11 protein-coding genes and 1 tRNA gene are annotated in these 12,871 nt (G+C 69.8%); 9 read left to right on the top strand and 3 right to left on the bottom strand.

Annotated elements, in window-relative coordinates; all coding sequences use genetic code 11:
• Nucleotides 1–860 precede the first annotated feature (860 nt).
• Nucleotides 861–933 (bottom strand) — tRNA-Thr (locus ACT3TD_RS08350).
• A gap of 249 nt (nt 934–1,182) precedes the next feature.
• Between ACT3TD_RS08350 and thrE the strand changes: the two genes are divergently transcribed.
• The 5 genes from thrE (at nt 1,183) to otsB (ending at nt 6,430) form a co-directional block, all read left to right on the top strand.
• The gene (thrE, locus tag ACT3TD_RS08345) at nt 1,183–2,721 is read left to right on the top strand and encodes a threonine/serine exporter ThrE (RefSeq protein WP_301444217.1); all 1,539 of its coding nucleotides are present in this window, start codon (nt 1,183–1,185) and stop codon (nt 2,719–2,721) included.
• A 52-nt stretch (nt 2,722–2,773) separates the two neighbouring features.
• Nucleotides 2,774–3,130: a hypothetical protein gene (locus tag ACT3TD_RS08340; protein WP_441579909.1), complete on the top strand. Its 357-nt coding sequence runs from the start codon at nt 2,774–2,776 to the stop codon at nt 3,128–3,130.
• A gap of 111 nt (nt 3,131–3,241) precedes the next feature.
• Nucleotides 3,242–4,825, top strand: coding sequence for an alpha,alpha-trehalose-phosphate synthase (UDP-forming) (locus ACT3TD_RS08335; protein WP_441588450.1), 1,584 nt, complete (start codon nt 3,242–3,244; stop codon nt 4,823–4,825).
• Complete coding sequence (locus tag ACT3TD_RS08330; RefSeq protein WP_301443900.1) at nt 4,822–5,496, top strand: hypothetical protein; 675 nt, start codon at nt 4,822–4,824, stop codon at nt 5,494–5,496. Before ACT3TD_RS08335 ends, ACT3TD_RS08330 begins: the two co-directional genes overlap by 4 nt.
• Nucleotides 5,497–5,521: 25 nt before the next feature.
• A complete protein-coding gene (otsB, locus tag ACT3TD_RS08325) occupies nt 5,522–6,430 on the top strand; it encodes a trehalose-phosphatase (protein ID WP_301443899.1) in 909 nt (302 codons plus the stop codon).
• Here the strand turns inward: otsB and ACT3TD_RS08320 are convergent.
• Nucleotides 6,405–7,559 carry a LacI family DNA-binding transcriptional regulator gene (locus tag ACT3TD_RS08320; RefSeq protein WP_441588448.1) on the bottom strand — a complete coding sequence of 385 codons (1,155 nt, stop codon included), beginning with the start codon at nt 7,557–7,559 and terminating at the stop codon, nt 6,405–6,407. The two genes, otsB and ACT3TD_RS08320, sit on opposite strands and share 26 nt — an antisense overlap.
• A gap of 76 nt (nt 7,560–7,635) precedes the next feature.
• On the opposite strand from ACT3TD_RS08320, the gene ACT3TD_RS08315 reads away from it, so the two are divergent.
• Genes ACT3TD_RS08315 through ACT3TD_RS08305 form a run of 3 tightly spaced genes read left to right on the top strand, consistent with a single transcriptional unit; the run spans nt 7,636 to nt 10,265 of the window.
• Nucleotides 7,636–8,664, top strand: a complete 1,029-nt coding sequence (locus ACT3TD_RS08315) for a metal ABC transporter solute-binding protein, Zn/Mn family (RefSeq protein WP_444614982.1) — start codon at nt 7,636–7,638, stop codon at nt 8,662–8,664.
• A complete protein-coding gene (locus tag ACT3TD_RS08310) occupies nt 8,665–9,369 on the top strand; it encodes a metal ABC transporter ATP-binding protein (RefSeq protein WP_301442906.1) in 705 nt (234 codons plus the stop codon).
• Nucleotides 9,366–10,265: a metal ABC transporter permease gene (locus ACT3TD_RS08305; RefSeq protein WP_301442907.1), complete on the top strand. Its 900-nt coding sequence runs from the start codon at nt 9,366–9,368 to the stop codon at nt 10,263–10,265. Before ACT3TD_RS08310 ends, ACT3TD_RS08305 begins: the two co-directional genes overlap by 4 nt.
• Nucleotides 10,266–10,362: 97 nt before the next feature.
• Here ACT3TD_RS08305 and rlmB read toward each other — a convergent pair whose 3' ends face one another.
• Nucleotides 10,363–11,313, bottom strand: coding sequence for a 23S rRNA (guanosine(2251)-2'-O)-methyltransferase RlmB (rlmB, locus tag ACT3TD_RS08300; RefSeq protein WP_301442908.1), 951 nt, complete (start codon nt 11,311–11,313; stop codon nt 10,363–10,365).
• Nucleotides 11,314–11,382: 69 nt separating this feature from the next.
• Here rlmB and ACT3TD_RS08295 point away from each other — a divergent pair, with 69 nt between their 5' ends.
• Nucleotides 11,383–12,780 (top strand): MFS transporter, encoded by a 1,398-nt coding sequence (locus ACT3TD_RS08295; RefSeq protein WP_441579315.1) that lies wholly within the window; start codon nt 11,383–11,385, stop codon nt 12,778–12,780.
• Nucleotides 12,781–12,871 lie beyond the last annotated feature (91 nt).

Raw genomic sequence — 12,871 nt, 5'->3', positions numbered from 1 at the left:
CCGCGCTCATGAGTACTGAGCTCCCCACGCGCACGGCGGTCAACCTGACCGATGACCTCCCTGTCAGATTGCCACTACGTACATACACGCGATCAATGACAGGCTGCGCCGCGAAGGGCACTATGCGCGGCCTTACGGGACAGATTACAGCGCGGCGTATAGCAGGCGCTACGGGGTGGCAGTGTGCGCCGCCATACGGGCGGGCTACGGGCTGCCTGATGCGCGGCCTGACGGGGATGGCTACGGGGCCGCTGCGGGCTTGTGGGAGCCGGGAGCACTGCTGTGGCCACAGCGCAGCTGTGCGGGCCGCTGCGGGCTTGTGGGAGCCGGGAGCACTGCTGGGGCCACAGCGAGCTACAGCGCTGCCCACAGCCCGGCATCCACGCGGCCTACATCCACCGCTGCCCTGCATCCACGCGGCTGTCATGACCACCAGAAGCGGTTTTGCTTGGCTTCTACGCAGCTCATACATCGCTGCTCACCCTCTACGCGCCCCCCCAGGCCTCCGGGGCGGGTAAAAACACCCTCTGAACTGCGCCGGGGCGGTTTATGGGCGACCCCGGGGCGGTTTGTGGGCGGTAAAAACACCCTCCGACCTGCGCCGGGGCGGTTTGTGGGCGGGTTTTGGAGGCCCGCAAACGTAAACACGCAGCCTTTTGTGAGGCAAGCCATCTACCAGGAAGAATAAAGAGAGTTACCTGGTGAGAACAGTTTATACTATATAAGCGTAATTTTACTTTCATATATAAAACTACTATCCCTGTATACGCGTCTGTTCCTCCCAGCCGCGTTCTCTAGCAGTTCTCTGGCACTTCACGCCGAGCACAGCCACTCACACGCGGCGTTTCCCCTGTTCATTGAGCTGGAGACGAGACTTGAACTCGCAACCTACGGTTTACAAGACCGTTGCGCTACCAATTGCGCCACTCCAGCGGAAACCGACGGCGCCTGGCCCCGTCCTCGGCGTCTCCACCGGGTTTCAGCCGACGACTCTATCAGCAGCGCAGCCACCCGATCGAATCCGGATCCTCTACCGTAGAGTGTGCCCGGTAGGAGACGTCGACCACGGCAGACAGTGAGGAAGAGGGGTGCCGAGTGAACGGTGAGAACCCGACCGGGAACGACTCGGGCAGCAGCGCCGGCAGCAAGGGCCTCACCGCGGTGAGGAACAAGGTCTCGGCGATGCTGTTCAGCGGGAACCGGTCCACGATCGACACGATCCGCACCGCACCGCCGCCCTCCCCGCTGGCCCCGGTCAACCTCACCGACTCCGCCCAGGTCCACCTGGTGATGGACACCGCCGCACGCATCGGCGACCTGCTGCTGTCCGCAGGCACCGGCAACACCGATGCCAAGGCCCAGGTCAAGGCCGTCACCTCGGCCTACGGCCTGTACGGCTGCCACGTGGACATCACCCTGAACACCATCACGATCTACTCGCCGTCCACGGACAACACCACGCCGATGAGCTGCTTCCGGGTGGTGCACGCGCTCAACAGCGACTTCTCCCGACTCACCGAGGTCGACCGGCTGATCCGCTCGATCGTCAACGGCGCCACCGAGCTCGAACTGACCCGCAAGATCCTCACCGACATCGAGACCAGTCCCCCGCCCTACCGCATCCGCTGGGCCACCCTGGCCTGGGGCGGCTTCGCCGGCGCGGTGGCCCTGATGCTCGGCGGTGAGCCGCTCGTTGCCCTGATCGCCACGATCACCTCGATCATCATCATGGCCACGAACGTGTGGCTGGCGTCGAAGTCGCTTCCGTTGTTCTTCCAGAACCTCACCGGCGGCATCATCGCCACGATCCCGGCCGCGCTCACCTTCAGCTTCGCCCGGGCGTTGAACCACTACCTGTCGCCGTCGTTGGTGATCGCCTCGTGCATCGTCGCCATGCTCGCCGGGTTGACCCTGGTCCAGGCCCTGCAGGACGGGGTCACCGGAGCGCCGGTGACGTCCTCGGCACGGTTCTTCGAGACGGTGCTGATGACCGGCGGCATCATCTCCGGCATCGCCATGGGCCTGATGCTGACGAGCCGGCTGGGGGTCACCCTGCCGCCGATCGACACCTCCAGCACGCAGGGCACCTTCGGCGGTGCCGCGGTGCAGATCCTCGGCGGCGTCGGGGCCGCGCTGTTCTTCGCCATCGCGTCCTTCTGTGAACGACGTGCCCTGATCGTGGCCACGCTCACCGCGTTGGTGTCCTACTCGCTCTACCGGTTCCTGCAGGTGCAGCTCAGCACCGGCGACGTCACCGCCGCGGGCATCACCGCCACCTTCGTCGGCCTGGCCGGTGGTCTGCTGTCCCGCCGCTACCTCATCCCCCCGCAGATCACCGCCATCGTGGGCATCACCCCGCTGCTGCCCGGCCTGGCCCTGTACCGCGGCATGTACTCCATGCTCACCGACCAGTTCGTGGTCGGCATCTCGAACCTGGGTATCGCCCTGGCCACCGCCACCGCGTTGGCCGCCGGCGTGGTCCTCGGCGAGTGGGTGGCGCGTCGGCTGCGTCGTCCCCGCATCCTGTACCGCTACAACGACCTGCGGCGTCCCCCGGCACGCCGTTCCCGGGGACGACGCCCCGGCGGTTCGGCGACCCCGCCGGTGCACTGGGGCGTCCTGCGCCAGCGGCGCCGCGGCACCCCCTGGCTGCCGGACCCCACCCGCTCGCATCAGCGGAAGAAGGACCGGGAAAGTGCGCCGGACGGTCAGGGGAGTTAGACTGAAGGCTTACGGGTCTCAGGCCGAACATCGTCATGCAAGGGAGCAATAAGTGCCGCCGAAGGTCAGCGACAACCACACCACCAGCGCAGAGTCCCTGCACACCGTGGAGGAGGAGACCGCCAAGGCCGCGCAGCGCATCGTCGCCACCTACGCCGACGACTTCCTCGACGCCGCCACGCTGATGTGCATGCTCCGCGTGGAACCGGAGGGCCTCATCCACCGCAAGGTGGCCGCGGACGCCGCCGCCGAGGAGGAGGCCAAGAACCCCAAGGCCGCCAAGAAGACCACGGCGAAGAAGACGGCCAAGAAGGCTCCCGCGAAGAAGGCGACCAAGACCACCGCCAAGAAGACCACGGCGAAGAAGGCGGCCACCTCCACCACCGCGAAGAAGGATTCCGGCGAGTAGTCTGTAGGTCACAGACATCCGAGAAGACCGACCCGCGACCCAAGGGGAGACCACGCCGTGACTGCCGGAGATGACAGCACCACCGACACTGGGATCGACACGGGGAGCGACATGGTCGTGGTCGCCAACCGGCTGCCCGTCGACCGCTCCGTGGACCGCGACGGCAACGTCACCTGGTCCCCCAGCCCCGGCGGTCTGGTGACCGCCCTGCGTCCGGTGCTGGAGTCCAGTCAGGGCAGCTGGGTCGGTTGGCCCGGCGCCACCGCGGACTCCCCCGACGAGGAGATCGTCGCCGCCGACCTCCCGGAGATGGACGGCGGGATCACCCTGTCCCCGGTCAACATCTCCACCGAGGAGTTCCAGACCTACTACGAGGGGTTCTCCAACGACACCCTCTGGCCGCTGTACCACGACCTGATCGTGCACCCGGAGTTCCACCGCTCCTGGTGGCGCGCCTACCGCACGGTCAACGAGCGTTTCGCCCGGGCCGCCGCGGACGCCGCCGCCCCCGGTGCCACGGTGTGGGTGCAGGACTACCAGCTCCACCTCGTGCCCGGCATGCTGCGTGAGATGCGCCCGGACCTGAAGATCGGTTTCTTCCTGCACATCCCCTTCCCCTCCCCGGAGCTGTTCCGTCAGCTCCCGTGGCGTTGGGACGTGCTGATGGGCACCCTGGGCGCCGACCTCATCGGCCTGCACACCCCGGACTCGGCCTGGAACTTCCTGTACACGCTGCGCGCGCTCGGCGGCGACGTGACGTTCAGCAAGGTCGGCGAGGGCGACGCCTGCGGAGCCGACGGCGAGGGCACGTTCACCGACGACGGTGCCGCGGGCACCGACGAGTCCGGCGTCTCCTACATCCGCGGGGCCCGGCTGCCGCGCAGGGACGCCGTGGCCGGCACCGTGCGCACCGCCGACGGACGTGAGGTGAAGGTGGGGGTCTTCCCCATCTCGATCGACACCGAGGGGGTGCAGGCCAAGGCCACCGCCCCGGAGACGGTCTCGGCGGCCACGGCGCTGCGCCGCCGCGTCGGCTCACCGAAGATCCTGCTCGCCGGCGTGGACCGCCTGGACTACACCAAGGGCATCCACCAGCGACTCAAGGCACTGGAACAGCTGCTCAGCCAGGGCCTGCTGAACCCGGACGAGGTCTGCCTGATCCAGGTCGCCACCCCGTCGCGCGAACGCCTCGACTCCTACGCCCGCACCCGTGAGGACGTGGAACGCACGGTCTCCCGGATCAACGGCGCCTACGGCAGCCTGGGCCACACGGTGGTGCACTACTCCCACGCGAGCATGCCCTTCGCCCAGCTGGTGTCGTTGTACGCCGCGGCGGACGTGATGCTGGTGACCGCCCTGAAGGACGGCATGAACCTGGTCGCCAAGGAGTACGTCGCCAGCCACTCCGACGGCTCCGGCGCCCTGGTGCTCAGTGAGTTCACCGGTGCCGCCACCCAGCTGCCGAACGCCTACCTGTGCAACCCCTACGACGTGGAGTCGACTGCGGCGGCGATCATGAAGGCCATCGACTCCCCCGACGAGGACAAGCAGGCCCGGATGGCGGAGATGTGGGAGGAGGTGCGCACCCACGACGTGCACGGGTGGGCGCGCCGCTTCCTCGCGGTGCTGGATCCGGAGGTGCTCGACACCGACGCCGCCGACACCGCCGCCGACGCAGGGGCGGACGGCGAGTGACCCGGCAGCACCCCCGCAGCGTCCTGCACCCGACCGCACGCACCCGCCGACGCACCGCCTTCGGCGGGGTCGTTCTCGCCGGTGGGCTCCTGCTCACCGCGTGCGGCTCCGACATCCCCGGCGAACTCGCCGACGTGCGCTGGCAGGTCGGACGCATCGAGGACGCCGGCCTCGCCGACTCCGGTACGGCCGTGTCGTCCAGCCTGTCGCAGACCGACCAGGCGCGCACCTGGCTGGCCCTCGGCGGCAGCACCGTGACCGGCGGAGCGGGCTGCATGGCGATCAGCGGCGACGTGGAATGGCTCGACAACGACCGCGTCCGGTTCCCCGGGCTCAGCGCCCGCGACATCAGCGGCGAATCCGAGGGCACCCAGTGCCTGCCGAACGACCGTGAACTCGCCGAACGGCTCGTCGCCGTTCTCGGCGAAGGCGACGGGGCCACCGAGTCCACCGAGTCCACCGAGTCCACCGACGCTGAAACCACGGAGCCCTCCGAGTCTGCCGAGCCCTCCGAGACCGCCGACACCGACGACGAGGCAGGCGACACCGACGAGGTGCCCACGCTGCGCTGGGAGACCCCCGGCGAGGACGAGCTGCGGCTGACCCGCGCGGACGACTCCCCGTCGGCGTGGCAGACGGGACGCTTCGTGGAGTTCCTCGCCACACCGTGATTCCGGTGCCGCTACGCTGGGGGCCATGACCGACGCCACCACCCTCCCCGCCGTCTCCACCGACGACATCCAGTACCTCGCCGAAGTACCGCACCTGCTCGTCGCCCTGGACTTCGACGGCACCCTCTCCGGCTTCTCCACCGACCCGCTGGCGGTGCGCATGGTCCCCGGCGCCCGTGCCACCATCGACCGGCTCGCCGGGTGCGCCGGCACCACCGTGATGCTGCTGTCCGGACGCAACCTCGAGGTCCTCGAACCCGTCGCCGAGGCCACCGCCATCGCGCACCCCGGTCCCGGGGACATCCTTCTGGTGGGCAGTCACGGTGCCGAACCCGCCGACGCCACCAGCTCCGGTCTCGACGACGACCAGCGCGAGCTGCTCGACACACTGTCGGCGATGGCCCAGGAGTACGCCGACCGCGACGCCGGGATGTGGGTCGAGCACAAGCCCTTCGCCGTGGGTCTGCACATCCGTGGCGCCTCCGACGAACGCACGGGGCTGACCGCCTACGAGGAGTTCCGCCTGGCCGCCCAGAAACTCGAGGGGGTGACCGTGACCCCGGGCAAGAGCATCGTGGAGGTCTCGGTCTCCCCGGTGACGAAGGGCAGCTACCTCTCGGCGTTCATCGACCGCACCGAACCCGACGCCGTGGTGTTCGCCGGCGACGACGTCACCGACGAGACCGCCCTGAGCGTCCTCGACCAGCAGGGGCTGGCGACGGACGGGGACGGCGTGCCGGCGCGTCCTGACCTCGGTATCCGTGTCGGCGACGGGGACACCGCGGCACACCGGCGCCTGGCCGACCCCGTCGCGGTGGCCGACGTGCTCGCCCGGCTGGCCGAGGCGCGCCTGCTGCGCCAGGGAGACCGTGACGGCGGTGTGGTGGACGCCGCATCGGTGGCCGCGGTCAGCGAGCTGCGGGAGGACCGATAGTCCTGCCCGGAAGGAAGCGTGTCGGCAGGATGATGCGCTGCTCGGGCTCCGCCCAGGCCATCGTCGGCTGCCGGCGGGTCGGTTCGGAGTTGCGTCCGATCAGGGCGGCCAGGACGTTTCCGCTGGTGAAACCCTTCTCGCGGTTGGGCTGCTCCACGGTGGCCAGGCCGCGGTCACGGGCGCGGGCGATGCCGTCGAAACCCACCACGGAGAGATCGCCGGGCACGTCGATGCCGTTGTCCTCGGCGTAGTCGAGCACGCCGAGCGCCTGACTGTCGGTCGTGCAGATCACCGCGGTGAGGTCCGGGTGGTTCTCCAGGAGTTCCGCGGCGGCGCTGCGGGCGGTGTCGGGGTTGTTGAGGTGGCGTTCGATCACCGGCACGTCCGACCGGTCCACCCCGGCCTCCTCGAGCACGGCCAGTGCGCCGAGCACACGGCCCTTCTGCACGTGCATCTGCGCGTCCGCCAGGCGTCCGGCACTGACCGGGCCGTTGTTGGGCCGGCGGTCCAGACGGATGCACAACACGCCGATGCGACGGTGCCCGGCGTCCACCAGCGCCCGGGCGGCCGGACGGATCGACTCCCGGTCGTCGATGCCCACGAAGTTCACCCCGTGGTCGTCGGCCGGCTGGTCGCAGATCACCGTCGGCACGTTGCGGTTGGTCACCGAGGCGAGGAAGGGGTCGTCCGCGGCGACGGAGTAGACGATGAAGCCGTCCACCACGGCCTGGTTCACCAGGGCGGCGGGCCGGTCCTCCTCCGCGGTCTCCGCCCCGGCGGGGATCAGCAGCATGGAGGTGTCCATGCCCACACACGCCTCGGACACCCCGGACATGAACTCCAGGGAGGCCTGGTCCTCGAAGGCGTAGGTCATGTCGTCGGTGAGCAGCACGCCGATCGCCCCGGCCCGGCGCGTACGCAGCGAGCGCGCCGTGGGGTCCGGCCCGGAGTAGCCCATGCGCTCGGCGGTGCGCATGATGCGTTCGCGGAGGTCGACCGAGAGCTGTTCGGGACGGTTGTAGGCGTTGGACACCGTGGTCCGGGAGACACCCAGTTCCGCGGCGATGGAGGCGAGTGTCCCCCGTCGTCCCTGACGGGCCTGGTTGCTGGAGCGATTCACGTCGACCATGGTATCCGACCTGCCCCGCTGTGACCCTGGTTACCCTAATTGGCAATCGTTCCCAACAAGGATTAGAGTCGGCCCCATGCCCAGACGCCGCCCCACCCCCCGCACCGTCACCGCCCTGACACTGGCCGCAGCCACGTCGCTCACCCTGGGGCTCACCGCCTGCTCGGGTGCGGACAGCGCGTCCGCCGACAACGGCGGGATCCGCATCGTCGCGTCCACCTCGACGTGGGGCGACATCGCCCAGCAGGTCGTCGACGACGCTGCCGCCGACCCTGCCGACGGGGACACGTCCGACATCACCGTGGACACGATCCTCTCGGGCACCGACGACGACCCGCACGAGTACGAGGCCACCGCCCGCGACATCGCCACCATCCGCGACGCCGACATCGTGGTCGGCAACGGCGCCGGCTACGACAACTGGCTCACCGACAACGCCGGCGACGACTCCGAGGTCATCACCGCCGCCCCCCTCGGCGAGGACCACGACCACGACGAGCACACGCAGGACGCTACGGCGTCCGACGACGCGGACGCCGATGCGTCCGACGCGTCCGACGACGGTCACGACCATGGCAGCGGCATCCTCGAGGGCGAGGACAACCCGCACGTCTGGTTCGACATGGACCTCGTCGCCGACTTCGCCGACGACCTGGCCGCCCACCTGAATGACCTCGACGAGAGCTTCCCCGCCGAGGCCACCGGCGTGCGCGAGATGACCGACGAGTTCACCACCCGCATCGCCGAGCTGCCGCACGCCCACGTGGTGCTCACCGAACCGGTCGCCGGACTGCTGCTCAAGGGGTCCGAGATCCACGACGTCACCCCCGAGAGCTTCGCCCGGACCGTCCTGAACGAGGGCGAGCCCTCCGTCGCCGACCTGGCCGCGACACGTGACCTCGTCGCCGACGGCGAGGCGGACGCACTGATCACCAACACACAGTCGGAGAGCCAGGCGTCCCGCCAGCTCACCGACGCCGCCGAGGACAACGACGTCCCGGTCGTCAACGTCACCGAGACCCCCGGCACCAGCGGGGGCAGCCAGCAGGACTACGCCGACTACGTCGACGCCGTCATCACCGACCTCGAGGATGCGCTCAGCTAGATGTCCGCCCTGACCTTCACCGGTGCCAGCGTCGACCCGTTGTGGCACGACCTGGACCTGACCGTCGAGCCCGGGGAGTTCCTCACCGTGCTCGGCCCCAACGGGGTGGGCAAGTCCACCCTGCTCAACGCGGTGCTCGGCACCCGCGCCCTGACCTCCGGCAGCGTCAACGCCCCGGAGCGGGTCGGGTTCATCCCGCAGCAGCGCATGTTCGACGCCGACCTGCCGATCCGGGTCCGCGACCTCGTCGGGCTCTCGATCGAGCACGGGGTGATGTCGCGCCGACGCCCCCACCGCGCCACCATCGACGCCGCCCTCGCCGAGGTCGGTGCGTCCGGCCTGGCGGACCGTCGGGTGGGCACGCTGTCCGGCGGGCAGCAGCAGCTCGTCCGCCAGGCCCAGGCCATGGCCACCGACCCGCAACTGCTGCTGTGCGACGAACCGCTGCTCAGCCTCGACCTCTCGGCCCAACGCTCCGCCGTCGACCTGCTCGACCGGCGACGACGGGAACACGGCACCGCCGTCGTCTTCGTCACCCACAGCATCAACCCGGTGCTCGGCGTGACCGACCGCATCCTCTACCTCGGGCCCGACGGACACGTCACGGGTGCCGTGGACGAGGTCATGACCGGCCCGGTGCTCTCCCGCCTCTACGGCACGCACGTCGACGTCGCCGAGGTCAACGGACGGATGGTGGTCGTGTGAGTACCTGGGACCTGCTGCAGGTCGACTTCGTCCAGAACGCCCTGCTCGCCTCGCTGCTGCTCGGACTGGTGTCCGGTGCACTGGCACCGCTGATCGTGATGCGCCGCATGAGCTTCGCCGCCCACGCCACCGGCGAGCTCGCTCTGATGGGAGCCGCCGCGGCCCTGCTGTTCGGCGTGAGCGTGACCACCGGCGCGGTCCTCGGTGCCGTGCTGGCCGCCGTGGTCCTGGCGTTGCTGGGGCTGAAGGAGCAGGACGCCACCGTCGGTGTGGTCCTCGCCTTCGGCATGGGCCTGTCCGTGCTGTTCATCTACCTGTACCCCGGGCGCACCTCCGAGGCCTACGCCCTGCTCACCGGGCAGATCGTGGGGGTCTCCGGCGCCTCACTGGGTATCCTGGCGTTGATGTCGGTGCTGGTGGCCGCGGCCGTCGCGGTGCTGTGGCGTCCCCTGCTGTTCGCCACGGTGGACCCGGTGATGGCCGCGGCCTCCGGTGTGCCGGTGAAGCTGCTGGCCGCCGCCTTCGCCGTGCTCATCGGCATCGTCGCCTCCCAGGGCGTGCAGATCGTGGGCGCGCTGCTGCTGCTCGCTCTGCTGATCACCCCGGGTGCCGCGGCGGTGCGGGTGACCTCGAACCCCCTGCTGGCGGTCGTGCTGTCCGCGATCTTCGCCACCACGGCCTCGGCCGGCGGGCTGGTGCTGTCGCTGGCGCCGGGGCTGCCGGTGAGCCCCTTCGTGACCACGATCAGCTTCGTGATCTACCTGGCGTGCCGGACCATCGGGTGGGCCCGGGGCCGGCGGGCCGTCCGCGACGAGACCGCGCGCAAGGGATCCGCCGTGGGTGCCGTACCGGGCTCCACCGGGGAGGTCGCCGACCCCCACCATGCGGCACCCTGAGCCCTCAGGTCGCTTTCGGGGCTCCTGGACGACCTGAGGGGTCAAGGTGGGAACACCTTGACCCCTCACGCCCCGGAGCTAACCGGAATGAACCGAGCTACCCGACCCGGCGCTGGCGGGCGAACTCGCTGAGCACCACACCGGCGGCGACGGAGGCGTTGAGCGACTCCACCCGTCCGGCCATCGGGATCGAGAGGATGTCGTCGCAGGTCTCCCCCACCAGACGCGACAGTCCCTTGCCCTCGGAACCGACCACGACCACGACCGGGGTCGTCCCGTCGTAGGTGTCGAGCGTGTGCTTGCCGCCGGCGTCCAGGCCCACGACCTGGTAGCCGGACTGCTGGAGCTGCTTCAGCGAGCGCACCAGGTTCGTCGCCCGGGCCACGGGCAGACGTGCGGCGGTACCGGCGGACGTGCGCCACGCCACCGCGGTCACCGACGCCGACCGGCGCTCCGGGATGACCACACCGTGGCCACCGAAGGCGGCGACCGAGCGGATGACCGCACCCAGGTTGCGCGGGTCGGTGATGTTGTCGAGCACCACGATCATGCCGGGACGCCCGGAGGTCTGCGCGGCCTCGATGAGGTCCTCGACCTCGGCGTACTTGTACGGCGGCACCTGCAGCCCGATGCCCTGGTGCATGCCGTTTCCGGTCATGCGGTCCAGTTCGTCGCGGCTGACCTCGAGCACGGCGATGCCACGCTCGGCACAGGTGTGCACCGCCTCGGAGAGGCGGTCGTCGTTGCCGGTGCCCACGGCGACGTACAGGGCGGTCGCCGGTGCGTCCGCCCGCAGGCACTCGATCACCGGGTTACGTCCGACGACGAGCTCCGGCTGGTCGTCGGCGTCCCTGGGGCGCTGACGCCCGGAGTCGTGCCGTTCCTTGGTCTTCTTCGCCTTGTACTTCGCGTGGTAGACGCGGTCCTCGGCCTTGGGGGTGGGCCCCTTGCCGGCGAGTCCCCGTCGCCTGGTGCCGCCCGAGCCCTTGTCGGAGCCCTTGCGCGCCGTCTTCCGTACCGCGCCGCGGCGCTTGTCGTTTCCTGCCATGGCGACCAGACTACCCCGCGCGTTCCCCCTGTTCACAACGCCGTGTCCGCACGGTATCCTCTGCTGGTTATGACCCCTCCGGATCCCGTGGGCACGAGCCTGTCCCGTACCGAACGTCTCGACGCCCTGCCGGTGACCCGCAGGCACGTGAAACTGCTGGGCGGGTCCGGCATCGGGTGGGCGTTGGACGCGATGGACGTGGGCCTGATCGGCTTCATCATGGCCGCCCTGACCACGCACTGGGGGCTGAGCCACACGGAGACCTCGTGGCTGGCGTCCGCCGGCTTCATCGGCATGGCCTTAGGCGCGACCTTCGGTGGGCTGCTCGCCGACCGCTTCGGCCGACGCAACGTCTTCGCCGCCACCCTGCTGGTCTACGGGCTGGCGACCGGGGCGTCCGCCCTGGCCGGTGGCCTGGCGGTGCTCATCGCGTTACGCGTGGTGGTGGGCCTGGGGCTGGGCGCGGAGCTGCCGGTGGCGTCCACCCTGGTCTCCGAGTTCGCGCCGCGCAGGGTCCGGGGACGCATGGTCGTGGTGCTGGAGGCGTTCTGGGCCGTGGGCTGGCTGGCCGCCGCGGTGATCGGCGCGTTCATCATCGCGTTGAGCGACAACGGGTGGCGGTGGGCGCTGGCGCTCGGCATGGTGCCGGCGTTCTACGCCCTGTACGTGCGCATGTCGCTGCCGGAGTCCGTGCGCTTCCTGGAGTCGAAGGGCCGCCACGAGGAGGCCGAGCGGATCGTCGTCGGCTTCGAGGAGTCCGAGCCGGCCAAGTTCAGCCTGCGTACGCAGGGCGAACAGGCGCAGGACGCACCGGACGCCGCAGGCGGCGCGGCTGGCGCCGGGGCGTCCGACGCCTCCGACGCCTCCGACGCCGCAGCGTCCGGCATCTGGTCGCCGGCGCTGCGCTCACGCACCACCGCGCTGTGGACGATCTGGTTCTGCATCAACCTGAGCTACTACGGCGCGTTCACCTGGATCCCGTCGATCCTGGTGGACCAGGGCTACACGCTGGTGAAGTCCTTCACCTTCACCCTGGTCATCACGCTGGCGCAGCTGCCGGGGTACGCGGTGTCGGCCTTCCTCATCGAACGTTGGGGGCGCAGGACGACACTGGCCGCGTTCCTCGCCGGCTCGGCCGTGGCCGCGGGGCTCTACGGTTTCGCCGGGGTGGAGTGGCAGATCATCGCCGCGGGTTGTCTGCTGTCGTTCTTCAACCTGGGTGCGTGGGGTGCGCTGTACGCCATCGGGCCGGAGCTCTACCCCACCACCATGAGAGCGAGAGGCACTGGTGCGGCGACCGGCTTCGGACGGCTCGCCTCGATCCTCGCCCCGCTGATCGTGCCGCCGCTGCTGGTCTTCGGTGGGATGCCGGTACTGTTCGCCCTGTTCGGGGTGGCCTTCGCGGTGGCGGCCGTGGCCGCGCTCGCGCTGCCGGAACTCAAGGGCACACGGCTGATGGAGCGGTAGGCGCGCCTCTTCCCCGGAGCGAATGTACGAACCCAAGCCGATTCGGTCACCGCGAGTGTCCTGGGAGAACCGAATCGGATTGGGAACTGAC

This window comes from Corynebacterium sp. AOP36-E1-14 (assembly GCF_052377495.1).
Lineage (GTDB): Bacteria > Actinomycetota > Actinomycetes > Mycobacteriales > Mycobacteriaceae > Corynebacterium.
Note: the sequence above shows the minus strand (reverse complement) of the source record. Positions and strands in the feature narration are given on the sequence as shown.